This window comes from Pseudomonas sp. G7(2022), from assembly GCF_052660475.1.
The window spans coordinates 5,909,811-5,933,646 of record NZ_CP109659.1 but is presented as its reverse complement, the minus strand read 5'-3'; the positions used below and the strand labels follow the sequence as shown (position 1 = coordinate 5,933,646).

Sequence of the window (23,836 nt, the reverse complement as noted above, 5' to 3'; positions counted from 1 at the left end):
CTCACCCGCGCCCCGATTCGGCCAGCCATTGGGGAATGCGCCGTTCCAGGTAATAACCCGGTTGGCGGAATGAGCCGTCGACGAAACCGACATGGCCACCCTTGCTCTGCAATTCGAACTGCGTCGAGGTCGACAGCTCGCTGGCCTGCGGCAGGCTGTGGGGAAACACGAACGGATCATCCGCCGCTTGAATGATCAGGGTCGGCGTGCGGATTTCCCCAAGAAAGTAGCGGCTCGACGCACGGCGATAGTAATCCTCGGCATCGACAAAACCGTGCAGCGGCGCGGTCACCCGGCCGTCGAAATCCCAGAAGGTACGCATGTTTTCCAGCGAGCCGAGGGCTGCCAGTGCGGCCAGACCGTCCTCGCGTCCGTCGTGCTGGAACTGGCGCTGCTTGTTCTTGATGTAGGCGACCATTTCGCGCATGAAGTGCGCTTGATAGACCTTCGAAAAGCCCTGGCCGATACGGTCGGCGCATTGATCCAGTCGAAACGGCACCGACACCGCCACTGCGCCGAGCACGCCGCTGGCGCTGCCGGTTTCCCCCAGATGCTTGAGCAACACGTTGCCGCCGAGGGAGTAGCCGACCGCATACAGCGGCGCCAGCGGTCGCTTGGCTTTCAAATGACGGATGGCTTCGGCGAGGTCTTCGCTGGCGCCGGAATGGTAGCTTCGCGGCAACAGATTCGGCTCGCCCGAGCAGCCACGCCAGTTCAGCGCGACACTGGCCCAGCCCTGTGCTGCGAGCGCTGCCTGGATCCCGGCGACGTAAGGCGAGTTGGAAGAACCGGTCAGCCCGTGCAATACCAGCACCAATGGCGCGTCGGCGCTGTGTGGGCCATGCCAGTCGAGGTCGAGGAAGTCACCGTCCTCCAGCCACAGCCGTTCGCGCTGGCGATCAAGGTGTACGGTTTTGCGCCACAGCGGCCCCCACAAGGTTTGCAGGTGCGGATTGCCGAGGCCGAAGGCGGGCGTGAAACGAAATCCGGGTTCGGAAGGAGAAAGAAGTGCGCGCACGGTAAATCTCGACGGTGTCATGCATGAAGTGACAGTCATGCAAAGCGCTGTCACTTCAAGGGAGGTCTAACTTGCCACAAAGCCTGCATCAGCGCGACACGAATGCCCTGACGGCTCGACGGTCGGGACAATGGCCGGTTGCGGGAGCGGCAGTTGCTGGACCGTCGGACCTATGGTCACTACCCGCCACTGATCGTCTGGCAAATGTTTGTCCACTGCCATTCTGATCTGCTCAAGCGTCAGGCGCTGCACCTGTTGCGCGAAGAAATCCAGGTCCAGTGGCAAGTGATGACGGTTGATCTCGGCCAGGCGCCCGAGAATCTGCTCGTTGCTGGCGCTGCCAATGATATTGGTGTTGGCCAGTCCGCGCTTGAAGTGATCGAGTTCCTCCTGCGAGGGGCCTTCACGCTGGAAATTGCTGAGCATCGATTTCACCAGTGCCACCGTTTCATTCGCGAATTGGGGGCTGGTCTGCAGAGCGATTGATGTCAGTCCGCTGCCCGCCCAGTCTTTGGTGCGAATGCTGGCGTCGTACACGAGACCGCGTTTGTGCCGCAGTTCGGTCATCAGACGGGAGTTCGCACCCCTGCCGAAAATCTGCGTCGCGGCATACAGTACGACGAAGTCGTCGTGTTGGCGCGACAGGCTCGGTTGCCCAAGCAATACGTGAGTCTGTTCCTGTGCACGCTCGACATGGCGATGCATTTCCATGCCGAACGATTTGGGCGGTTCGACTGCGGGGAGTGCGACGAGGGGCGCGGGGAGTGCGTTGGTGATTTGCAGGCTGATGGCCTGCGCCTGTTCGACGGAAAGATCTCCCACCAACGTAATTTGTGTTTGGCTTGCCGAGTGGGTTTGGCGGTGGAACGCTTGTACGGCCTGGCGGGTGATCGAGGTCAGGCCGGCATCGGTTCCGTAGAGCGGACGGGCGTATGGCGTGTCCGGGGCCAGCAGCTCCTGAAGGCGTTGCGCAGCAATTTCCGCAGGTTGTTGCTGTTGTGCCAGCTGCAACCCGCGAAGCTCGCTCTTGACCCTGAGCAGAGCTTCTTCGGTAAGAGAAGGCTGCCCCAGCATTTGCGTGAACAATTGCAGGGCCGGGCTGCTTTTGTCTGGATCGCTGAGGCTGCGCAACGTGAAGGTAGCACGCTCCTGATCCAGATCCATGCCGAGCTTCGCACCCAGCCCGTCAAAGACTTCGGCGATCGCTGCATGATCACGCTTGCCGCTCACACCTTCGTTGAACAGGCTGAAGGTCACCGCTGCCAGGCCGGGGGTGTCGCCATCGTGTGCGCTGCCGGAGGCGAAGCTGACGTGAACATCGAACATCGGCAGCTCCGTGGTGCGGATGAATAACGTTTTGATGCCTGTCGTGGTTTTCCAGCCCTGGATGATCAATGGGCGTGGGCTCTGTCGGGTCGTGTCTGTTTCCGACAATGATTGCAATCGGGACTCGGGAAAGGCGACTGGCGCGGTAAGGGCAGCAGCCGGGCTGGCTGACAGCCAACCGATGAATGCGAAACAGGCCAGGGCAGGCCCAAAGATGTGCGCAGATTTATCCATGTTTTTTCTCCATGAGCACATGGGCGGTACTGAGGCGTTCGCGGATCAGATATTTTTCAGCGGTCTGACGGATGTCCTCAGGCGTCACGCTCTTTAACTCGGCAATCTCCTGATCGAGCAATTGCCACGACAGGCCAATGCTCTCGAGTGCGGCCAGATGTTGGGCAGTGCTATCGATCGAATCTCGTGCAAAAAAACTTCGGGCGATCAATTGGGTTCGCGCGCGTTCCAGTTCGTCGATGGGAGGAGGCGTGGTACGCAGCTCCTCAAGCAGATCCCAGACTCTTGATTGCGCCTCGTCAGGACTGGCCGAGTGCGAGTTGTCGAGTCGGGTGCGCAATATCAGGAGGGTGTCGCCACGACTGTAAAGGTCATAGCTGGCGTCGACGTGACTGAGCATATGTTCATGGTGCAGCAGGCGTTTTTGCAGACGTGCGCTCTGGGAGCCTGCCAGCAACATTTCGATCAGGCGCAATGCATGCGCGGTCTGATATGTCTCTGCAGTAGCCAGGCTGGGAACGTTGAATGCCATGATCAGTTCGGGGGCAGGAACCGGTTGGTTGAGTGTGATTCGGCGCTCTCCCGGTTCCGACAGTTCTCGCGGTTTCACGGCTTGGGGAAAAGGGCGACTGGCGAGGCCGCCGAAGTAGCGCTGAGCCAGGGGCTGAACGTAATCGAGCGTGACGTCACCGACGACTACCAGCGTGGCATTGCCGGGGGCATAGCGTGACTCATACCAGTCCCGCAACTGAGTGGTGTTCAAGCCGTGCAGGTCATTCATCCAGCCGATGACGGGCGTTCGGTAGCTGCTGGATGGGTAGGCCAGGGTTTCCAGACGTTCCATGGCGGTGTCCAGAGAACTGTCTTCCACATTCAAGCGGCGCTCTTCTTGAATGACACTGATCTCGGAGGCGAAGTCTTCGGGTTTGAGGTGAGCAGTCGACATCATGTCGGCCATCAATTCGAACGCAACCCCCAGATAAGGCTTGGGCAGCGTCTGATGGTAGGCAGTGACGTCTTTGCTGGTAAAGGCATTTTCCGATGCCCCCAACGACTCCAGGATCGCGGACGCCTCGCCCGGGCAAGTCTTGCTGCTGCCCTTGTAAAGCATGTGTTCCAGTGCATGCGACAGCCCTGTCTGGCCTGGCGCTTCGTCGGCCGATCCGACGTTGAACCACAGTTGGGAGGTGACCAGCGGGGCCCGGTGATCTTCGCGGACGATGACCTTCAAGCCGTTGTCCAGCAGAAACTCGTGGGTAGTCGGTAGTGGGTCGGCCAGCGCCAGCAGCGGGGCAAAGGCCAGACAAGGCAGCATCCTGCTGCACAAAGTGTCCATAAGTGATTCGTCCTCAATAGATTACTGAAATGCGTAATCCACTGTGGAGATTTTGCGCGGGCGGCGTGCGGTAGTTATCTACCGCACGCCGAATACTGCGTTCATCAGACGTCAGGAGAGGGCACGCTGCGTTGCCACAGCGCGTAGTACACCCGCCCGGATTTCTGTTCGCGGTGCAGGCGCCAGTTGCCTGGCAGGCCGAGAGTCGATGGCGCGGTTTCACTTTCAGTGTAGATCCACGAATCATCCGCCAGCCATTGGCGTTCTTCCAGCAGCGTGCACACGGCAGGCAACAGGTTCTGGTTGAAGGGCGGGTCGAGGAACACCAGGTCGAACGCGGTTGCGGTCTGGGTTTCCAGATAGCGCAGGGCGTCGGCGGTCTGTACGTGGCCGTTGGTGCAGCGCAGCGTGCCGAGGTGTTCTTTCAGGCTGGAGACCGCGACATGGCTGGCATCCAGTGCCTGGCCCATGGACGCGCCACGGGACAGCGCTTCCAGAAACAGCGCGCCGCTGCCGGCGAACGGATCGAGCACCTTGGCCCCGGCAACGTATGGCGCGAGCCAGTTGAACAGGGTTTCGCGTACCCGGTCCGGCGTCGGACGCAGGCCCGGCGCATCCGGGAAGCTCAGTTTGCGGCTGCGCCATTCGCCGCCGATGATGCGCAACTGGTTCACACCGTTGTGCAGTTTTTGTACAGGTTTCTTTGGACTGGCCATTAATGCTCCGGAACCCCGAGCGGCTGCTCGGCAGGTTTATCAGATGGGGCCGGTAACGGCTTTTGCGGCACGGTCGGGCCAGCGCTGACGATGACCATTTTGTCCGTGCTCAGGTGTTTGTTCAGGGCGTCGCGGACCTGCTCGACGGTCAGGCTCTGGGACTGACGCATGAAATCGTCCAGATAGCTCAACGGCAGATTGTAGAAGCCCATGGCGCCGAGCTGGCCGACGATATCGGCGTTGCTCGCCGTGGACAGCGGGAAGCTGCCGGCCAGTTCGCGCTTGGCGTCATCGAGTTCTTTCTGGGTCGGGCCGGTCTTCAGGTAGTCGGCGAGCACGTCCTGCACCAGTTTCAGGGTGCCTTCGCTCATTTCCGCGCGGGTCTGCAGATTGATCATGAACGGGCCGCGCGCCTGCATCGGGCTGAACGCCGAATACACGCCGTAGGCCAGGCCGCGTTTCTCGCGGACTTCGCTCATCAAACGGGTGCCGAAGCCACCGCCCCCGAGGATCTGGTTGCCCATCGACAGTGCGGCATAGTCCGGGTCATCACGGTCGATGCCCAGTTGCGCGAGCATCAGGTTGGTCTGCTTCGACGGAAACTCGATGTGGCCGATGCCGGCTTTCGGCTCGGTCGGTTGCTCGACTTTCGCCAGCGCCGGGCCTTTTGGCAGCGCAGCGGACACCTGGTTGGCAATCGCCTCGGCTTCGCTGCGGGACAGATCGCCCACCAGCGCAATCACCACGTTGCCGGCCGCATAGGCCCTGGCGTGGAATTCACGCAGTTGCGCCAGCGTGATCTTCGGTACGCTTTGCGCGTTGCCGTCGCTGGAATGGGCATACGGATGATCGCCGTACAGACGCTTCATCAATTCCAGGCTGGCGAGTTTGCCGGGGTTCTGTTTCTGGTACTCGAAACCGGCGAGCATCTGGTTCTTGATGCGCGCGAAGGAGTCGGCCGGGAAGGTCGGTTTGCCCACCACTTCCGAGAACAGCTTCAGCGCCGGCTCGCGTTTGTCGGCAGCACTGAGGCTGCGCAGCGACGCGATGGCCATGTCTTTATAGGCGCCGTTGCCGAAGTCCGCGCCCAAGCCTTCGAAGCCTTGAGCGATGGCGCCGACGTCCTTGCCCGCCACACCTTCGTTGAGCATGGCGTTGGTCAACAGGGCCAGGCCCGGTGCATTGCCGTCCTGGCTGCTGCCGGCGGAAAAGATCAGGCGCATGTCGAACATCGGCAGTTCGCGAGCCTCGACGAACAGCACCTTGGCGCCTTCGGCGGTGTTCCAGGTCTGTACGTCGAGCTTGCGGCTGGCCGGGGCCTTGCCGTCGAGTTCGGCCAGCGATTGCAGCTTCTGGCTGGACTTGGCGTTATCCAGCGCTTCGCTGGCCTTGCTGTCGTCGCTCGGCGCCAGATAGAGTGCCGCGGAGCCGATGATGGCCACGGCGATCAGGCCGAGCAGCAGGCGTGGGGTTTTGCGCTCACTCATGAGTCGTCTCCAGTGGCAGGACATGGGCGACGCTGAGACGTTCGCGGGTGAAATACAGCTTGGCGGCGTTCTGGATGTCTTGCGGGGTGACGCTTTCCAGATCCGCCAGTTCGGTGTCCATCAGCTTCCACGACAGACCCACGGTCTCCAGTTGGCCGATGGCGGTGGCCTGGCTGGTGATCGAATCGCGCTCGAAGACCAGACCGGCGATGACCTGGGCACGCACACGTTCCAGCTCTTCGGCGGACGGCGCGGTGGTTTTCAGCTGTTCCAGCAGTTTCCACAGGCCGGCTTCAGCCTGGGCCATGGTCTTTTTCTTCTGGGTGTTCGGCGTGGCCGACAGGGTGAACAGGCTGTCACCGCGCGTGTAGGCGTCGTAGCTCGATGAACCGCCGGACACCAACTCTTCGCCGCGCTCCAGTTGGGTCGGGATGCGGCCGCTGTAGCCGCCGTCCAGCAATGCCGAAATCAGGCGCAAGGCGTTGACCGAACGTTTGTCTTCGGCGGTGGCAATGCTCGGGACGTTGAAGCCGAGCATCAGGCTCGGCAGCTGGGTCTGCACGTGCAGGGTGATCTGGCGTTCGCCGGGCTCGGCCAGTTCCAGCGGCTTTTTCGCCGGCGGCACGTCGCGTTTCGGGATCGGCCCGAAGTAGCGCTGGGCGAGGGTCTTCACCTCGTCCGGGGTCACGTCGCCGACCACCACCAGCGTGGCGTTGTTCGGCACGTACCAGGACTGATACCAGTGACGCAGCTCTTCGACCTTCATCCGCTCCAGGTCAGCCATCCAGCCGATGGTCGGCGTGTGATAACCGCTGGCCGGGTAGGCCATGGCCTTGTAGCGCTCGTAGGCCTTGGACATCGGCTTGTCGTCGGTGCGCAGGCGGCGCTCTTCCTTGATGACTTCGATTTCCTTGGCGAACTCGTCGGCCGGCAGGCGCAGGTTGGCCATGCGGTCGGCTTCCAGTTCGAAGGCCACGCCCAGACGGTCGCGGGCCAGCACTTGGTAATAAGCGGTGAAGTCGTCGCTGGTGAAGGCATTCTCTTCGGCGCCGAGGTCGCGCAGGATCAGCGAGGCTTCGCCGGGGCCGACTTTTTCGCTGCCCTTGAACATCATGTGTTCGAGGGCGTGGGACAGACCGGTCTGGCCCGGGGTTTCGTAGCTGGAACCGACCTTGTACCAGACCTGCGACACCACCACCGGTGCGCGATGGTCTTCGCGCACGACGATCTTCAAGCCGTTGTCGAGGGTGAATTCGTGAGTCGGTTGCGGGTCGGCCGCCAGGGCCGAAAGGGGCAGGCAGACTGTGCTGAGCAACAGGCCTGCGGCGCGGCGGGCTAGAGCATTCATTCGTTTTTAAACCTGTTGGGCTGCCCGCTTGGTCTTAGCGTCGGCGGGCGAGAGGGTGCTAGGATACTGATCCGTTTTACTGGGGGCCACGCCTATAAGGCCTTTGATCGGCAGGCAGGTGATGCTATTTGCGGATTTAATCTGGATTTTGTCCGCTAGACTCTGCTTTTTCCCCGACGATGGCCTACCAGTCCTTCGTGTTGATCAATCTTTTGAGGTGCCGCTTGCACCTCGACAAAATGTTGCGCGTGAACAAGCTGGATGAAACACAGTCTGTTCTGCATCGAATATTTATTTGCCGGGGCGCCCCTGTGGCGCGTCGCTACCGTGAGATAGCCGTCCTCCATGTTTGGTTCCAACGACGACAAGAAGACCCCAGCTGCGGCTGGCGAGAAAAAAAGCCTGTTCGGATGGCTGCGCAAAAAACCGCAGGAACCCGTCGTCGAACAGCCGACTGCCATTCCTGAGCCAGCCCCGGCGCCAGCACCTGTCATAGAAGAAGTGCCGGCACCGGTTGTGCTTCCGATTGCCGAGCCGGTGCTGCAACCGGTGGCCGAGGCCGAGCCTGTAGCGCCGACCGCCGCTGAACTGCCCCTGACCCCGGCCGCCCAGCCGTGGCTGACCTTGCCGGTGGCCGAAGAGCCGGTGGCACTGGTTGAAGAGGCTGCGCCGCACATTACGCCGCCGATTCCGGCACCGGTTGCATTCACGCCTGAGCCTGTTCAGCCGCCGGTGGTCGAACCTGCTCCTGTCATTCCCGAGCCTGTGGTCGCTGCCCCGGTTGCGCCGATAGTCGCTGCACCTGCACCTGCACCGATAGTCGCTGCGCCTGTCGCTGTCGTCGAAACCCCGGTCCAGGCCCCGCGCACCGAGGAAACCAAGGCCGGCTTCTTCGCCCGGCTCAAGCAAGGCCTGTCCAAGACCAGTGCCAGCATCGGCGAGGGCATGGCCAGCCTGTTCCTCGGCAAGAAAGCCATCGATGACGATCTGCTCGACGATCTTGAAACCCGTCTGCTGACCGCCGACGTTGGCGTCGAGGCGACGTCGGTCATCATCCAGCGCCTGACCCAGAAGGTCGCCCGCAAGGAACTGGCCGATTCCGACGCCCTGTACAAATCCCTGCAGGCCGAGCTGGCCGCGATGCTCAAACCGGTCGAGCAACCGCTGAAGATCGTTTCGCAGAACAAGCCGTTCGTGATCCTTGTGGTCGGTGTCAACGGCGCCGGCAAGACCACCACCATCGGCAAACTGGCGAAGAAGCTGCAACTGGAGGGCAAGAAGGTCATGCTCGCCGCGGGTGACACGTTCCGTGCTGCGGCTGTCGAGCAGTTACAGGTCTGGGGTGAGCGCAACAAGATCCCGGTGATCGCCCAGCACACTGGCGCGGACTCGGCCTCGGTGATCTTCGACGCCGTGCAGGCCGCCAAGGCCCGTGGCATCGACGTGCTGATCGCCGACACCGCCGGTCGTCTGCACACCAAAGACAACCTGATGGAAGAACTGAAAAAGGTTCGCCGGGTAATCGGCAAGCTCGACGCCGATGCGCCGCACGAAGTGCTGCTGGTGCTCGATGCCGGTACCGGCCAGAACGCCATCAATCAGGCCAAGCAATTCAACCAGACTGTCGAACTGACCGGCCTGGCGCTGACCAAGCTCGACGGCACGGCCAAGGGCGGGGTGATTTTTGCCCTGGCCAAGCAGTTTGGTCTGCCGATCCGCTACATCGGCGTCGGTGAAGGCATCGACGATCTGCGTACCTTTGAAGCCGAACCCTTTGTCCAGGCACTGTTTGCCGAGCGGGAGCGTTCATGATTCGTTTCGAACAGGTCGGTAAGCGCTACCCGAACGGTCACGTCGGCTTGCATGAGCTGAGCTTTCGAGTCCGTCGCGGCGAGTTCCTGTTTGTCACCGGCCACTCCGGTGCCGGTAAATCCACGTTGTTGCGCCTGCTGCTGGCGATGGAACGTCCGACCAGTGGCAAACTGTTGCTGGCCGGGCAAGACCTGAGCACCATCAGCAATGCGCAGATTCCGTTCCTGCGTCGGCAGATCGGTGTGGTGTTCCAGAACCACCAGTTGCTGTTCGATCGCACGGTGTTCAACAACGTCGCGCTGCCGTTGCAGATTCTCGGGCTGTCCAAGGTCGAGATCGCCAAGCGCGTCGATTCGGCGCTGGAGCGCGTGGCGCTGTCGGACAAGGCCGATCTGTATCCCGGCGACCTGTCCACCGGTCAGCAACAGCGCGTCGGCATTGCCCGCGCCATCGTTCACCGTCCGGCCTTGCTGCTGGCGGACGAACCGACCGGTAACCTCGACCCGCGTCTGGCGGCCGAGATCATGGGTGTGTTCGAAGACATCAACCGTCTGGGCACCAGCGTGCTGATCGCCAGTCACGACCTGGCGCTGATTGCGCGCATGCGCCATCGCATGCTGACCCTGCAACGCGGCCGATTGATCGGCGACGGGGAGGCCGGCGTATGAGTGCGACACGCAGTCCGAAGGTTTCCGAGCGCGTGGCTCCGAAGGCCGCCGATCCGCAACCGCCAAAGAAGAAAAAGCACGACGATGACGACGGGCCAGACTTTGCCACGTTGTTCCGTGCCTGGATCGAAAGTCACCGCGCCAGCTGGATCGACAGCCTGCGCCGTCTCGGCAAGCAGCCGATCGGCAGCTTCTTCACCTGCATGGTGATGGCGGTTGCGCTGAGTCTGCCGATGGGCCTGTCACTGTTGCTGAACAATGTCGAGCGTCTGGGCGGTTCATGGCAGCGCGCGGCGCAGATCTCGCTGTACCTGGAGCTTGAGGCCAGCCCGGCCCAGGGCGAAGCATTGCGTGATCAGATCAAAGGCATGCCCGGCGTAGCTGATGCTGAATATGTCGGCCGCGACCAGGCGCTGGAAGAGTTCCAGCAGCAGTCCGGATTGGGCGAAGCCCTGCGCGAGCTGCCGGAAAACCCGCTGCCGGGCGTGGTGCTGGTGACGCCGAAGGAGGTCGACAAGTCGACCCTGGAAGCATTAAGACAAAAACTTTCCGAGTTGCCCAAGGTACAACAGGCGCAACTTGATCTAGTCTGGGTCGAGCGTCTGGCCGCCATCCTCAAGCTCGGCGACCGCTTTGTCTTCGGTCTGACGGTGTTGCTGGTTTCCGCATTACTTTTGGTGATAGGCAATACCATTCGTCTTCATATTGAAAACCGCCGCACAGAGATAGAAGTGATTAAACTCGTCGGCGGCACCGACAGCTATGTGCGTCGCCCCTTCCTTTATATGGGCGCGTTGTATGGCTTCGGTGCAGGGCTGCTGTCCTGGGGTGTGCTGGCGTTCGGCCTGAACTGGCTGAACGACGCGGTGGTTGGGCTGGCCGGCTTGTACGGCAGTGATTTCGCACTGGCCGGAGTGCCAGTTGCCGACGGTCTGTCGCTCTTGCTTGGCGCGGTGCTGTTGGGTTATATCGGTGCATGGATTGCAGTCGCACGTCATCTCAGGGAGCTGGCGCCGAAGTAGAATCTTTTTTGCGCGTGATTGGCCTTGCGGTTTTTTGGGAACTTGTACTTGAGTTCCCGGTCAATTTTTCGCAGTGCCGAAAGGCGCGAGTATGTAAGTCGGAGGTTTTTTCGTATGACCAATTCTTTGCAACCTGCGTATGCATTGGTTCCGGGCGCAAACCTGGAAGCTTATGTACACACCGTCAACAGCATTCCATTGCTGACGCCGGAGCAGGAGCGTGAACTGGCCGAGAGTCTCTACTATGAGCAGGATTTGGGGGCGGCTCGGCAGATGGTGCTCGCCCACCTGCGGTTTGTCGTACACATCGCCCGTAGCTATTCCGGCTACGGTCTGGCTCAGGCTGACCTGATCCAGGAAGGCAACGTCGGTCTGATGAAGGCCGTGAAGCGTTTCAACCCGGAAATGGGCGTGCGTCTGGTGTCCTTCGCGGTGCACTGGATCAAGGCCGAGATCCACGAGTTCATCCTGCGCAACTGGCGGATCGTGAAAGTCGCGACCACCAAGGCCCAGCGCAAGCTGTTCTTCAATCTGCGCAGCCAGAAGAAACGTCTGGCCTGGCTGAACAACGAGGAAGTCCACCGTGTGGCGGAAAGCCTTGGTGTCGAGCCGCGTGAAGTGCGTGAGATGGAAAGTCGCCTGACCGGCCATGACATGGCCTTCGACCCGGCTGCCGAAGCCGACGACGACAGTGCTTTCCAGTCGCCGGCCAATTACCTGGAAGACCACCGGTACGACCCGGCGCGTCAACTGGAAGATGCCGACTGGAGCGACAACTCCAATCACAACCTGCACGAAGCGCTGGAAGTGCTGGACGAACGCAGCCGCGACATCCTCTACCAGCGCTGGCTGGCAGAAGAGAAAGCCACGCTGCACGACCTGGCGCAGAAGTACAACGTATCGGCCGAGCGGATCCGTCAGCTCGAGAAGAGCGCGATGAACAAGCTCAAGTTGTCGATTGCCGCATAACCGGTAGTCCGGCAATAAAAAACGCCCCGATCAGTGATGATCGGGGCGTTTTTGTTTGCCTGTCACAAAGTCATTGGGCCCAAGGCGCCCGGCGGGAATCATTGAGTGTCAGCAGATAGCTGTCGCCCCCCAGCTGGCTCATCTGCTGGCGAATCCAGCCGGCTCGGCGCGACACGTAAGCGGTCGGATGGCTGGCGCTCCAGACCCGGGGATTCGGCAGCACCGCCGCCAGATAACTCGCCTGCTGCCGGGACAGCGACCTGGCACCTACGCCAAAGTGATGCCTTGCCGCTGCTTCGGCACCAAACACGCCGTCATCCCATTCGACACTGTTCAGGTACACCTCGAGAATCCGCTGCTTGGGCCAGAACACTTCGATCAGCGCAGTAAACCACGCCTCTAGACCTTTACGCAGATAGCTGCGACCGGACCACAAAAACAGGTTCTTCGACACTTGTTGGCTCAAGGTGCTGGCACCGCGGATCGAGCCGCCGAGTTCGTTGTGGGCCAGTGCGGCCTTGATTGCACTCAGGTCAAAACCCCAGTGCTCGGGGAATTTCTGGTCTTCGCCGGCAATCACCGCGACCTTCAGGTCATCGGAAATCTCGTCCCATGGCTTCCAGGTGCGTTGCAGATCGATCGGCTCGCCGTCGACCCAGGATTCGATCTTGCGCTCGACCATCAGCGCCGTGAACGGTGGCGGCACGAAGCGAAACACCAACACCAGCAATACGCTGCCGCCCGCGAACCAGAGCAGGGCCTTCGTGAAACGACGGAGAAATAAACGCAGCATAGAGATGGCTTGGCCGAACCGGTTGAGCGGGCCATTATACAGACCCTGCCGATCGAGTCTGACTGGAGTTCTACATGCTGCGTAGCTTTCTGATGCTGGCTGCCTTCTTTGGTTTCACCGGTGTCGGCCTCGGCGCATTCGCCGCCCACGGCCTGAAAAACCGTCTGACCCCGGAGTACCTGGCGATCTTCCACACCGGCGTCACCTATCAACTGGTGCACGCGCTGGCGCTGTTCGGCGTGGCGCTGCTGGCCACCCAGCTTCAGGGGCGGCTGGTCGCCTGGGCCGGCATCTCGTTCACCGTCGGCATCCTGCTGTTCTCCGGCAGCCTGTACCTGCTGACCACCCTCGGCATCGGCAAGCTCGGCATCATCACTCCGTTCGGTGGCCTGGCATTCCTGATCGGCTGGCTGTGCCTCGGGCTCGCCGCCTGGCGCCTGCAGCCAACCGCTTGACGCTTGGTGCTGACCTTTAGGTCATGATCGGGCTAGAATGCCACCCCCTAAAAAGTGATGGCGGCGTTGCGCATGCGCATTCAGTTGAACGGTGAATCCTTTGAACTGCCCGACGGTGAAACCGTTGCGGCCCTGCTGACCCGTCTGGATCTGACCGGACGCCGCGTCGCGGTCGAACTCAATCTGGATATCGTCCCGCGCAGCCAGCATGCCGACACCACTTTGAACGACGGCGACAACGTCGAAGTGGTGCACGCCATCGGCGGCGGCTAGTTGCCAGGCCTGCACGGGCCGAGAATTCTGCAAGACCCTCACCCCAACAGAGGATTCCCCATGAGCATCGTTCGTAGCGACAAGCCTTTCGTTCTGGCCGGTCGTACTTACCAGTCGCGTTTGCTGGTCGGTACCGGCAAGTACCGTGACATGGAAGAAACCCGCCTGGCCATCGAAGCCTCGGGTGCCGAGATCGTCACCTTCGCGGTGCGCCGCACCAACCTGGGCCAGATCGAAGGCGAGCCGAACCTGCTCGAAGTGCTGTCGCCGGATCGCTACACCTTCCTGCCGAACACCGCCGGCTGCTACGACGCGGTCGAGGCCGTGCGCACCTGCCGCCTGGCCCGTGAGCTGCTCGACGGCCACAACCTGGTGAAGCTGGAAGTGCTGGCCGACCAGAAAACCCTGTTCCCCAACGTGATCGAAACCCTCAAGGCCGCCGAAGTGCTGGTCAAGGAAGGCTTCGACGTGATGGTTTACACCAGCGACGACCCGATCATCGCCCGGCAACTGGCGGAAATCGGCTGCATCGCGGTGATGCCGCTGGCCGGTCTGATCGGTTCAGGCCTGGGGATCTGCAACCCGTACAACCTGCAGATCATCCTCGAAGAAGCCAAGATCCCGGTGCTGGTGGATGCCGGTGTCGGCACCGCTTCCGACGCCACCATCTCGATGGAGCTGGGCTGTGACGCGGTGCTGATGAACTCGGCCATCGCCCATGCCCAGCAGCCGATCATGATGGCCGAAGCCATGAAACACGCGATCGTCGCGGGCCGTTTGGCCTACCTCGCCGGCCGCATGCCGAAAAAACTCTATGCCAGCGCCTCTTCGCCGCTGGATGGTCTGATCAAGTAAGAGCTATTGATGACTGAATCGAACGACACGCCAATCCAGACGGAAGAAGGCGACGAGCGCCAACACCGCCGCATCAAGAGTTTCGTGATGCGCGCCGGGCGCATGACCGAAGGCCAGCAGCGCGGCCTGGATCAGGGCGCGCCGAAGTTCGTCCTGCCGCTGGCCGATGCGCCGGTGGATTACGACCAGGTGTTCGGCCGTTGCGCGCCGCGTTCGCTGGAGATCGGTTTCGGCATGGGCCACTCGCTGCTGGAAATGGCCGCCGCTGCGCCGGAACAGGATTTCATCGGTGTCGAGGTTCACCGTCCGGGTGTCGGCGCGCTGCTCAACGGCGTGCTGACTCAGGGCCTGACCAACCTGCGGGTCTACGATTGCGACGCGATCGAAGTGCTCAATCGCTGCATCGCCGACAACAGCCTCGATCGCCTGATGCTGTTCTTCCCGGATCCGTGGCACAAGAGCCGCCACCACAAGCGCCGCATCGTTCAGGCGTCCTTCGCTGAACTGGTGCGCAGCAAGCTGAAGGTTGGCGGCATTCTGCACATGGCCACCGACTGGGAGCCGTACGCCGAATACATGCTGGAAGTGATGAACGTCGCCCCGGGCTATCGCAACGTCGCCGAAGACGGCAAGTGCGTACCACGCCCGGCCGAGCGCCCGATCACCAAGTTCGAACGCCGCGGCGAGCGTCTTGGGCATGGCGTGTGGGATCTGAAGTTCGAGAAACTCGCTTAAGCCTTACGCAGAACCCCATGTGGGAGCGAGCCTGCTCGCGATAACGGTCTGACAGTCAACGATTATGTTGAATGTTAAGTCGCTATCGCGAGCAGGCTCGCTCCCACAGTTATTTTGTGTGTGCTGAAAATCAGCGGCGGTCAGCGACCACGCCAATCAGCACCAGCACCACCAACAACACCGGCGCCAGGCTGTAGTTGTTGAACTGGCTCAGCCCCTTCACCACCCAAGGCGTGGCGTAGATCAGCGCGGCGCCGCTGCCGATCATGCACAGCAGGGCCATCAGCGGCACACGCAGGGCGCCGGCGATGCTGCCCAGGCGTTGTTCAACCCAGCCTTTGAAGTCGGCACCGAACAGCACCAGCAGGCAGCCCACCAGGGCCAGGGCGATTTCCGAAAGGTTGCTGCGGCTCCAGCGGGACACGGTGGCGAGCAGGTCGAGTATCAAATCCATGCGGTTTCCCCGGGAGCTAATCAGCTCAGAAATTTTTGCAGCAAGTCATTGAGAAAGAGTTGTCCGCGCTCGGTGGCCGCCAGACGTGACGGTTCGACCTGCAACAGACCGCTTTGTTCGGCCTCGCGGCGGTGTTCGTCGAGGCTCTCCAGCGGCAGGCCGGTGCGCTCGGGGTACAGGCGTGATTCCACGCCGGCAGTCAGGCGCAGGGCGTTCATCAGGAACTCGAACGGCATCTCGTCGTTGGTCAGGGCTTTCTCGCCGGCCTGGAAGCTTTTGGCCGGGTTGAGGTAGTCCTTTGGCAGGCGCGTCTTCCAGGTGCGCACGATGCGCCCGTCCGGGTGACTGAGCTTGCCGTGGGCGCCGGCGCCGATGCCGATGAAGTCGCCGAAACTCCAGTAGTTGAGATTATGCCGCGCCGGGCGGCCCGGTTGCGCATAGGCGGAAACTTCGTACTGCGCGTAACCGTGCTCGGCCAGCAGCGCCTGTCCGGCCTCTTGAATGTCCCACAACGTATCGTCTTCCGGCAGCACTGGCGGCTGGTTCCAGAACACGGTGTTCGGCTCCAGCGTCAGCTGATACCAGGAAATGTGCGTCGGCTTCAGTTCGATGGCCTGACGCAGGTCGCTCAAGGCATCGTCCAGCGACTGGTCCGGCAAGCCGTGCATCAAGTCGAGGTTGAAGTTATCGAACCCGGCCTGGCGCGCCATGCCGGCGGCGCGTACCGCTTCATCGCCGTTGTGGATGCGGCCGAGGGCCTTGAGTTTTTCCTGCTGGAAGCTCTGGATACCGATCGACAGGCGATTGATCCCCAGTTTGCGGTAGGCGACGAACTTCTCCTGTTCGAAGGTCCCGGGGTTGGCTTCCAGGGTGATTTCGATGTCATCGGCAAACGGGATGCGCTGTTTGACGCCTTCCAGCAAGCGACCAAGGGCTTGTGCGCTGAACAGACTCGGTGTGCCGCCGCCAAAGAAGATCGAACTCAACTCACGGCCATATACCGCGTGCAGATCCTGGTCGAGGTCGGCCAGCATCGCGTCGACGTACTCTTGCTCCGGCAGCACGGGGCTGGCGGTGTGGGAGTTGAAGTCGCAATACGGGCATTTGCGCACACACCACGGAATGTGGATGTACAGCGCCAGGGGCGGCAGCGTCGGCAACGGTGCCCGAGGCGAGGAGGCGGCGCCGCCGATAATCAGCGACGACGCGCAGGAGCTATCGGTCATTTCAAGCCCAGACGCTGGCGCAGCAGATCCATTGCGCGGGCGCGGTGGCTGATCTGGTTTTTGTCGCTCGGGCTCAGCTCGGCGCTGGACACGTTACGCTCCGGCACCCAGAACAGCGGATCGTAACCAAAACCGTGCTCGCCGCTGGCGGCGGTCAGGATGCGTCCGTGCCACAGGCCTTCGCACAGGATCGGCAGCGGATCGTCTGCGTGACGCACCAGCGCCAGCACACAGACGAACTGTGCGCCGCGTTCGGCTTCAGGCACATCCTTCAAGGCGTCGAGCAGCTTGGCGTTGTTCGCCGCATCGCCCTTGCCGTCGGCGTAGCGCGCCGAGTAGATGCCCGGCGCACCGCCGAGGAAATCCACCGCCAGACCTGAATCGTCAGCCAGCGCCGGCAGCCCGGAAATACGCGCCGCGTTGCGGGCCTTGAGGATCGCGTTCTCGACGAACGACAGACCGGTTTCTTCCGGTTCCACGCTGCTGAATTCGCCGATCGAGCGCAGGTGCACCGATTCGCCGAGCATGGCCTGGAGTTCCTTGAGTTTGCCGGCGTTATGGCTGGCCAGTACGAGTTGCTTGAGATTGATCATTGGCCAGGGAAAAGCTCTTGGTTGAAATTGATGGTGTTGATCTTGTCACCGGTCTGCACCTTGATTTCGAAAGTGCGGGTTTCCTGCTGTTCCACCGGGTACTGGGCGATGTAATAGATCGCGCCCTGTTCGGTGACCTGACGGAAATTCAGGGTCACGCTCTGGCTGGTCAGATCTTTCACCGTACCGGTGACGTTGGCGATCAACGGCTTGCCGTCCTTGATCACCGAGACATTGATCACGCCCTGGTTCTTGCTGCGGATCAGCTCGGCAGCCTTGGCGATGTCCGGTTGCAGGTAGGTCGAGTTGAAGGTGTTGTAGTGCACCGTCACGTCGCCGAAGGTTTCCTGGCGCTCGCTCTTGATGGCATCGGCGGCCACGGCCGACAGGCTCAGGCAGGCGGCCAATAACGCGGTAATCAGGCGTCCCATGTTCGTTCTCCTCGCAATGTCGTGGTTCAGACCGCGATTCTGTGATCCTGCAGCCCCGGGCTGCTGACGCGGTAGATACCGATCTCACCTAACAGATTAGGCCATAGCTTACTGGCCCACCCGTGGCGGTGCTGTTGATCCACGGCAAGCCGATCAATGACCTTCGCCTCACGTTCGCGACAAAGTTCTTCAAAGTCTTCGAAGGTGCAGAAGTGAATGTTCGGCGTGTTGTACCAGGTGTACGGCAGGAATTCGGATACCGGCATCCGGCCCTTGCTCGCCAGATACCAGCGGCAGCGCCAGTGACCGAAGTTGGGGAAGGTGATGATGCACTGGCGGCCGACCCGCAGCATTTCGTCGAGGATCTTGTCCGGGTAATGCACGGCTTGCAGGGCCTGGGTCATCACCACCACGTCGAAGCTGTTGCTGGCGAAGTTGCCCAGGCCCTTGTCCAGGTCCTGCTCGATGACGTTGATGCCCTTGGCCACGCACTCGGCGATGTTGTCCGGGTCGTTTTCCAGGCCATAACCGGTGACCTGCTTGTGGTCGCGCAGCCAGGTCAGCAACTCGCCGTCGCCGCAACCGAGGTCGAGTACACGGCTGCCGGCGGGGATCCATTCCTGGATGATTTCCAGATCAGCTCTCATGGCTTTCTCACAACGTAATGCGATTCATGTAATTGCCGAACGCCTGCAAATAACGCGGGATCGGAATCAGGAAGGCGTCGTGGCCCTGCGGCGCGTCGATTTCCAGGTAGCTGACGTCCTTGCGCGCGGCCATCAGCGCGTCCACCAGCTCCCGCGAGCGGGCCGGGGAGAAGCGCCAATCGGTGGTGAACGACATCACGCAGAATTTGGCTTTCGCACCTTCGAAGGTTTTCGCCAGGTTATCGTCGAAGTTGGCCGCCGGATCGAAGTAATCCAGCGCCTTGGTCATCAACAGATAGGTGTTGGCGTCGAAGCGCCCGGAGAACTCTTCGCCCTGATAACGCAGGTAGCTTTCGACCTGGAACTCGACGCTGTGGAAGTCGTAGTTGAGCTTTTCGCTCTTCAGGCCGCGGCCGAATTTTTCGCCCATGGAGTCGTCGGACAGGTAGGTGATGTGCCCCACCATCCGCGCCAGCATCAGCCCGCGTTTGGGGATCACGCCGTGTTCCTGGAATGAGCCGCCGTGGAATTCCGGGTCGGTGAGGATCGCCTGGCGCGCCACTTCGTTGAAGGCGATGTTCTGCGCCGACAGCTTGGGGGCCGAGGCGATGGCCAGACAGTGGCGTACGCGGTCCGGATACGTGATGGTCCATTGCAGCGCCTGCATGCCGCCGAGGCTGCCGCCGATCACTGCCGCCCACTGGCCGATGCCGAGCCGGTCGGCCAGGCGTGCCTGGCTGTGCACCCAGTCTTCCACGGTCAGCACCGGGAAGTCGGCGCCGAACGGCTTGCCGGTTTCCGGATTGAGGCTGCTCGGGCCGGTAGAACCGTTGCAGCCGCCGAGGTTGTTCAGGCTGACCACGAAGAACTTGTTGGTGTCGATCGGTTTGCCGGGGCCGATGCAGCTGTCCCACCAGCCGGGCTTGCGGTCGTCGACGCTGTGGTAGCCGGCGGCGTGGTGGTGGCCGGACAAGGCGTGGCAGATCAACACGGCGTTGCTCGCCTGCGCGTTGAGCGTGCCGTAGGTTTCGTAGATCAGGTCATAAGCGGCCAGCGAACGGCCGCAGGCCAGGGCCAGCGGTTCGCTGAAGTGCGCCGTTTGTGGCGTCACCAGACCAACAGAATCGGGGGGAAAGGCAGCTGGCATCGACCCTGCTCTCGTTGAAATGAGGCGTAAGTCTAAAGACCGGTGGGGTTAGCGGCAAGCAACGATCAGGGGCGGCAGAGCCCCGGCAAATCCGGCAGCTTCTTCGGCGAGCAGATCTTCACGCGCTTCTGCCGGTTCAACTCACCGCTGAGCAAACTGACCTGGCTCTTGGAAACCCCGAAAGCCTTGGCCAGAAACCCCATCAGGTACGCATTGGCCTTGCCCTCTACCGGCGGCGCGGTCAGGCGGATCTTCAGGCGGTCGCCGTGCAGCCCGGCGAAGTCATCGCTGCGGGCTGCCGGTTGCAGGTGACACTCGAGGATCAGGTCGTCACCGTCCCAGCGAAACCAGCTCACATCAACAGGCGCAGGATTTCCGGCATCATCGTCATCGCCGCGAGGTTGTTGATCACCAGCATGTCGATCAGCTTCAGCGCGAGGAAGGCGAAGATCGGCGACAGGTCCAGGCCGCCCATGCTCGGCAGGAAGCGGCGGAACGGCGCCAGGGCCGGTTCACAGATCTGGTTGACCAGCTCGGCGCCCGGGTTGTGGCTGCCCGGAGCGACCCACGACAGGATCACGCTGATGATCAAGGCGAAGAAGAAGATCTTCAGGAACAGCGCGGTCACGCCGATGATCGACCAGATGAACAGTTGCAGCGGGTTGCCGGTGGTGCCGTAGGTCAGCAGCAGGGTCAGCGCCATCAGAGCCAGTTGCACAAGGATCGCCAGCACCAGCGACGACATGTCCAGGCCTAACAGGCTCGGGATGATCCGGCGCAGTGGCTTGAGCAGCGGCTGGGTAGCCTTGACCACGAACTGGCACAGCGGGTTGTAGAAGTTCGCCCGCACCAGTTGCAGGACGAAGCGCAGCAGCACGATCAGCAGGTACAGGCTGCCGAGGGTTTGCAGCACGTAGACCGCTGCGGTGTTCAATCCAATCATGTAAGGCTCCTTATTTGCCCAATTGTTCGGCCATTTCGGCCGAGCGGTGCGCGGCGGCGCCGAGTGCTTTTTCCACCAGGGCTTCGAAGCCACCGGCCTGGAACGATTTGATTGCAGCTTCCGTGGTGCCGGCCGGCGAGGTCACGCGGCGGCGCAGTTCGGCGGCGTCGACGTCGCTGGACACGGCCATGTGCGCCGCGCCCAGCGCGGTTTGCAGGGTCAGTTGTTCGGCGGTTTCCTTCGGCAGGCCGAGTTTGACGCCAGCGGCGGTCATGGCTTCGATCAGCAGGAAAAAATACGCGGGGCCGGAACCGGAGACGGCGGTGACCGCGTCCAGTTGCTGCTCTTCGTTCAGCCACAGGGCGATGCCCACGGCGGACAGCAGCTCTTCGGCCTGCTGGCGCTGTTCGGCGCTGACTTCGCCGGTGGCGTACAGACCGCTCACGCCCTGACGCAGCAGCGCCGGGGTGTTGGGCATGCAGCGCACGATTGGCTGTTCACCGAGCCACGCAGTCATGCTGGCGCAAGTAATGCCGGCGGCGATGGACACCACCAGTTGATTCGGCTTCAGGCTCGGGCGGATCGCTTCGCACACGGCTTTCATGGCCTGTGGCTTGACCGCCAGTACCACCACGTCAGCGCCGTCGATGGCCTGAGCATTGTCGGCGAAGGTCTCGATGCCGTGTTCGGCGCTGACCCGGTTGCGGGTCTCTTCACCCGGATCACTGGCGCGGATGTGTGCGGCTTCCAGACCCTTGGCCCGCAGGCCGCCGATCAGGCTGGCGGCCATGTTGCCGGCTCCGATAAAGGCGATACGTGTGTTGCTCATGTCAGGTCCTTATCTGGAAATCATCAAGATGGGGAATAGTCGCGGGCGCCAAACAGGGCCGTACCGATACGGACCCAGGTCGCGCCTTGGGCAATGGCCGACTCGAGGTCGTGGCTCATGCCCATGGAAAGCGTGTCGAGCGGCAGGTCGAGGTCGGCCTGCAACTTCTGAACGGCGGCGAATGCAGCGTCTTGTTCGGCGCGATCTTCGGTTGGCTCGGGGATTGCCATCAAGCCGCGCAGCTTCAGGCGCGGCAGCGCGCTGATGGCCTGGGCCAGGGCCGGCAGGTCGGCCGGGGTGCAGCCGGACTTGCTGGCTTCACCACTGACGTTGACCTGAATGCAGATGTTCAGCGGCGGCAGCTCCGCCGGGCGTTGTTCGGACAGGCGTTGGGCGATTTTCAGACGATCCACGGAGTGCACCCAGGCGAAATGCTCGGCAATCGAGCGGGTCTTGTTCGACTGAATGGGGCCGATGAAGTGCCAGATCAAGGGCAGGTCGGCCAGTTCGAGCTGTTTGGCCAGGGCTTCCTGCAGGTAGTTCTCGCCAAAGTCGCGCAGGCCGGCGGCATAAGCTTCGCGCAGGGCTTCGGACGGTTTGGTCTTGCTCACGGCCAGTAGCTGGACGCTGTTTTCATCGCGTCCGGCGGCAGCGGTGGCGGCATGAATACGCGAACTAACCTGGAGAATGTTGTCTGCTATCGTGGACATCAAGAGGCGCCAGCGGTCTGAAGGTTCGCGGCATTCTACTGGAATTGAGGGACGCTATGGATATCACTGAACTGCTGGCCTTCAGCGCCAAACAGGGCGCTTCCGACCTGCACCTGTCGGCCGGTCTGCCACCGATGATCCGCGTGGATGGCGATGTGCGACGGATCAATCTGCCGGCGCTGGATCACAAGCAGGTGCACGAGCTGATCTACGACATCATGAACGACACCCAGCGAGTGGAGTTCGAGAAACATCTGGAAACCGACTTTTCCTTCGAAGTGCCCGGTGTGGCGCGGTTTCGGGTCAATGCCTTCAACCAGAACCGTGGCGCCGGCGCTGTGTTCCGTACCATCCCGTCGAAAGTGCTGAGCATGGAAGACCTCGCCATGGGCGACGTCTTTCGCAAAATCACCGATGCTCCGCGGGGGCTCGTGCTGGTCACCGGACCAACCGGCTCCGGCAAATCCACGACGCTTGCGGCGATGATCGATTACCTCAATACCCACCGTCATCACCACATCCTGACCATCGAAGACCCCATCGAATTCGTCCACGAATCGCGTAAATGCCTGATCAATCAGCGTGAAGTCCACCGCGATACCCGCAGTTTCGCCACGGCATTGCGTTCAGCGCTGCGCGAAGACCCTGACGTGATCCTGGTCGGCGAGATGCGTGATCTGGAAACCATCCGCCTGGCGCTGACGGCGGCCGAGACCGGGCACTTGGTGTTCGGCACGCTGCACACCACGTCGGCGGCCAAGACTATCGACCGGGTGGTGGATGTGTTTCCGGGGGATGAGAAGTCCATGGTGCGCTCGATGTTGTCCGAGTCATTGCTGGCCGTGGTGTCGCAGACATTGATCAAGAAGATCGGCGGCGGCCGGGTGGCGGCACACGAGATCATGCTGGGGACGTCGGCGATCCGTAACTTGATCCGCGAGGACAAGGTGGCGCAGATGTATTCGGCGATCCAGACCGGCGGGTCGCTGGGGATGCAGACGCTCGACATGTGCCTGAAGGATCTGGTGACCAAGGGCCTGATCAGTCGTGAACATGCGCGGGAGAAGGCGCGGACACCGGATAATTTCTAGGGACGAAAAAAAACGCAGCCCGAAGGCTGCGTTTTTTATGATCTGTACAGATCAGCGCTGAACCACGCGCATCTGCTTGCCACCTGGTTCTTTCGGCAGCACGCGCTTGGCAACCACGTAATGCTGTTCCCAATACGGTTTGTTCAGCGTATCGATACTCACCGCTTTGCCACGGCGTGGTGCGTGGATGAAGCGGTCGTTGCCCAGGTAGATGGCAACGTGATTGACCCGACGGCTTTTGATATTGAAGAAAATCAGGTCGCCAGGCTTGAGGTCCTTGCGCTCGACTTTCTCGCCGTGACCACTGGCCATGGCATTCGAGGTACGCGGCAGGTCGAACGTGGCGTCGTTGAACGCGTATTTGACCAGACCGCTGCAGTCGAAGCCTTTGCTCGGGCTGCTGCCGCCCCAACGGTAAGGTGTACCGAGGACGTTCACCGCACGACTGAGGACGTTACTGCTTTCCTTGTTCGCCATCGGTGGAACCAGCTTGCCGTGACTCTTGCTGGCGAGCGTGGTGTGTTTCGTTTGCTTGCCTTTGTTCGTAGGAGCAGAGGCATGGGATTTGGGAGTGAAACCGTTAACGTTGGGAAGACGTTGCTCACGATTGGTGGCGTGGGCGGCCAGTGGCATTAATAGGCAAATAGTTAGCCATGTCTTGAAAAATGGACGCATTAGGCAGGGCTCTTATGTGTTAGCGCGCAACTTTATAACAGCT

General features: G+C 61.5%; 27 protein-coding genes. 9 read left to right on the top strand and 18 right to left on the bottom strand.

What is annotated here, in order from left to right; genetic code table 11:
• Position 1: 1 nt before the first annotated feature.
• From NE357_RS27235 to NE357_RS27210, 6 genes are all read right to left on the bottom strand, one after another.
• Positions 2-1,018 (bottom strand): hydrolase, encoded by a 1,017-nt coding sequence (locus NE357_RS27235; protein WP_249314349.1) that lies wholly within the window; start codon positions 1,016-1,018, stop codon positions 2-4.
• Between the two features lie 66 nt (positions 1,019-1,084).
• Positions 1,085-2,578 carry a M16 family metallopeptidase gene (locus NE357_RS27230; RefSeq protein ID WP_169432313.1) on the bottom strand — a complete coding sequence of 498 codons (1,494 nt, stop codon included), beginning with the start codon at positions 2,576-2,578 and terminating at the stop codon, positions 1,085-1,087.
• Entirely contained in the window at positions 2,571-3,914 is a 1,344-nt protein-coding gene (locus tag NE357_RS27225) for a M16 family metallopeptidase (protein WP_169432312.1), read from the bottom strand. Before NE357_RS27225 ends, NE357_RS27230 begins: the two co-directional genes overlap by 8 nt.
• Before the next feature lie 104 nt (positions 3,915-4,018).
• Positions 4,019-4,630, bottom strand: a complete 612-nt coding sequence (gene rsmD / locus NE357_RS27220) for a 16S rRNA (guanine(966)-N(2))-methyltransferase RsmD (protein WP_169432311.1) — start codon at positions 4,628-4,630, stop codon at positions 4,019-4,021.
• The gene (locus NE357_RS27215; protein ID WP_169432310.1) at positions 4,630-6,117 is read right to left on the bottom strand and encodes a M16 family metallopeptidase; all 1,488 of its coding nucleotides are present in this window, start codon (positions 6,115-6,117) and stop codon (positions 4,630-4,632) included. Before NE357_RS27215 ends, rsmD begins: the two co-directional genes overlap by 1 nt.
• Positions 6,110-7,465, bottom strand: coding sequence for a M16 family metallopeptidase (locus tag NE357_RS27210; protein ID WP_169432309.1), 1,356 nt, complete (start codon positions 7,463-7,465; stop codon positions 6,110-6,112). Before NE357_RS27210 ends, NE357_RS27215 begins: the two co-directional genes overlap by 8 nt.
• 345 nt (positions 7,466-7,810) lie before the next feature.
• On the opposite strand from NE357_RS27210, the gene ftsY reads away from it, so the two are divergent.
• The 4 genes from ftsY to rpoH all read left to right on the top strand — a co-directional run bounded on the left by ftsY (position 7,811) and on the right by rpoH (position 11,936).
• Complete coding sequence (gene ftsY / locus NE357_RS27205; RefSeq protein ID WP_169432308.1) at positions 7,811-9,277, top strand: signal recognition particle-docking protein FtsY; 1,467 nt, start codon at positions 7,811-7,813, stop codon at positions 9,275-9,277.
• Entirely contained in the window at positions 9,274-9,945 is a 672-nt protein-coding gene (gene ftsE / locus NE357_RS27200) for a cell division ATP-binding protein FtsE (RefSeq protein WP_064380087.1), read from the top strand. The genes ftsY and ftsE overlap by 4 nt, the downstream gene beginning before the upstream one ends.
• The gene (ftsX, locus tag NE357_RS27195) at positions 9,942-10,967 is read left to right on the top strand and encodes a permease-like cell division protein FtsX (RefSeq protein ID WP_169432307.1); all 1,026 of its coding nucleotides are present in this window, start codon (positions 9,942-9,944) and stop codon (positions 10,965-10,967) included. The genes ftsE and ftsX overlap by 4 nt, the downstream gene beginning before the upstream one ends.
• 114 nt (positions 10,968-11,081) lie before the next feature.
• Positions 11,082-11,936 (top strand): RNA polymerase sigma factor RpoH, encoded by an 855-nt coding sequence (gene rpoH / locus NE357_RS27190; RefSeq protein WP_003229146.1) that lies wholly within the window; start codon positions 11,082-11,084, stop codon positions 11,934-11,936.
• Between the two features lie 70 nt (positions 11,937-12,006).
• Here the strand turns inward: rpoH and mtgA are convergent, their stop codons facing one another.
• Entirely contained in the window at positions 12,007-12,729 is a 723-nt protein-coding gene (gene mtgA, locus NE357_RS27185) for a monofunctional biosynthetic peptidoglycan transglycosylase (protein ID WP_085611980.1), read from the bottom strand.
• 74 nt (positions 12,730-12,803) lie between these two features.
• Between mtgA and NE357_RS27180 the strand changes: the two genes are divergently transcribed.
• The 4 genes from NE357_RS27180 (at position 12,804) to trmB (ending at position 15,047) form a co-directional block, all read left to right on the top strand.
• Positions 12,804-13,184: a DUF423 domain-containing protein gene (locus NE357_RS27180; protein ID WP_169432306.1), complete on the top strand. Its 381-nt coding sequence runs from the start codon at positions 12,804-12,806 to the stop codon at positions 13,182-13,184.
• A 72-nt stretch (positions 13,185-13,256) separates the two neighbouring features.
• A complete protein-coding gene (gene thiS, locus NE357_RS27175; RefSeq protein WP_007953386.1) occupies positions 13,257-13,457 on the top strand; it encodes a sulfur carrier protein ThiS in 201 nt (66 codons plus the stop codon).
• Between the two features lie 60 nt (positions 13,458-13,517).
• On the top strand, positions 13,518-14,312 hold the full coding sequence (locus tag NE357_RS27170; protein ID WP_007953385.1) for a thiazole synthase: 795 nt from the start codon (positions 13,518-13,520) through the stop codon (positions 14,310-14,312).
• 9 nt (positions 14,313-14,321) lie between these two features.
• Positions 14,322-15,047, top strand: a complete 726-nt coding sequence (gene trmB, locus NE357_RS27165) for a tRNA (guanosine(46)-N7)-methyltransferase TrmB (RefSeq protein WP_169432305.1) — start codon at positions 14,322-14,324, stop codon at positions 15,045-15,047.
• Between the two features lie 130 nt (positions 15,048-15,177).
• Here the strand turns inward: trmB and NE357_RS27160 are convergent, their stop codons facing one another.
• The 10 genes from NE357_RS27160 to NE357_RS27115 all read right to left on the bottom strand — a co-directional run bounded on the left by NE357_RS27160 (position 15,178) and on the right by NE357_RS27115 (position 22,027).
• Positions 15,178-15,501 (bottom strand): DUF3392 domain-containing protein, encoded by a 324-nt coding sequence (locus tag NE357_RS27160; protein ID WP_011336381.1) that lies wholly within the window; start codon positions 15,499-15,501, stop codon positions 15,178-15,180.
• 20 nt (positions 15,502-15,521) lie between these two features.
• A complete protein-coding gene (gene hemW / locus NE357_RS27155) occupies positions 15,522-16,727 on the bottom strand; it encodes a radical SAM family heme chaperone HemW (RefSeq protein ID WP_249314347.1) in 1,206 nt (401 codons plus the stop codon).
• Positions 16,724-17,320 (bottom strand): RdgB/HAM1 family non-canonical purine NTP pyrophosphatase, encoded by a 597-nt coding sequence (gene rdgB / locus NE357_RS27150; protein WP_169432304.1) that lies wholly within the window; start codon positions 17,318-17,320, stop codon positions 16,724-16,726. Before rdgB ends, hemW begins: the two co-directional genes overlap by 4 nt.
• Positions 17,317-17,751 carry a DUF4426 domain-containing protein gene (locus NE357_RS27145; RefSeq protein ID WP_169432303.1) on the bottom strand — a complete coding sequence of 145 codons (435 nt, stop codon included), beginning with the start codon at positions 17,749-17,751 and terminating at the stop codon, positions 17,317-17,319. The genes rdgB and NE357_RS27145 overlap by 4 nt, the downstream gene beginning before the upstream one ends.
• Positions 17,752-17,777: 26 nt before the next feature.
• Positions 17,778-18,398: a methionine biosynthesis protein MetW gene (metW, locus tag NE357_RS27140; RefSeq protein WP_096817600.1), complete on the bottom strand. Its 621-nt coding sequence runs from the start codon at positions 18,396-18,398 to the stop codon at positions 17,778-17,780.
• Between the two features lie 7 nt (positions 18,399-18,405).
• Complete coding sequence (gene metX / locus NE357_RS27135) at positions 18,406-19,545, bottom strand: homoserine O-succinyltransferase MetX (protein WP_169432302.1); 1,140 nt, start codon at positions 19,543-19,545, stop codon at positions 18,406-18,408.
• 65 nt (positions 19,546-19,610) lie between these two features.
• The gene (locus NE357_RS27130) at positions 19,611-19,901 is read right to left on the bottom strand and encodes a DUF167 domain-containing protein (protein WP_169432301.1); all 291 of its coding nucleotides are present in this window, start codon (positions 19,899-19,901) and stop codon (positions 19,611-19,613) included.
• A complete protein-coding gene (locus NE357_RS27125; RefSeq protein ID WP_169432300.1) occupies positions 19,898-20,488 on the bottom strand; it encodes a YggT family protein in 591 nt (196 codons plus the stop codon). The genes NE357_RS27130 and NE357_RS27125 overlap by 4 nt, the downstream gene beginning before the upstream one ends.
• Before the next feature lie 10 nt (positions 20,489-20,498).
• A complete protein-coding gene (gene proC / locus NE357_RS27120) occupies positions 20,499-21,317 on the bottom strand; it encodes a pyrroline-5-carboxylate reductase (protein WP_085731569.1) in 819 nt (272 codons plus the stop codon).
• Between the two features lie 23 nt (positions 21,318-21,340).
• Positions 21,341-22,027 carry a YggS family pyridoxal phosphate-dependent enzyme gene (locus NE357_RS27115; RefSeq protein ID WP_169432299.1) on the bottom strand — a complete coding sequence of 229 codons (687 nt, stop codon included), beginning with the start codon at positions 22,025-22,027 and terminating at the stop codon, positions 21,341-21,343.
• A gap of 56 nt (positions 22,028-22,083) precedes the next feature.
• On the opposite strand from NE357_RS27115, the gene NE357_RS27110 reads away from it, so the two are divergent.
• Positions 22,084-23,118 carry a type IV pilus twitching motility protein PilT gene (locus NE357_RS27110; protein ID WP_114886090.1) on the top strand — a complete coding sequence of 345 codons (1,035 nt, stop codon included), beginning with the start codon at positions 22,084-22,086 and terminating at the stop codon, positions 23,116-23,118.
• 51 nt (positions 23,119-23,169) lie between these two features.
• Here NE357_RS27110 and NE357_RS27105 read toward each other — a convergent pair whose 3' ends face one another.
• Positions 23,170-23,793, bottom strand: coding sequence for a C40 family peptidase (locus tag NE357_RS27105; protein WP_169432298.1), 624 nt, complete (start codon positions 23,791-23,793; stop codon positions 23,170-23,172).
• Positions 23,794-23,836: the final 43 nt, after the last annotated feature.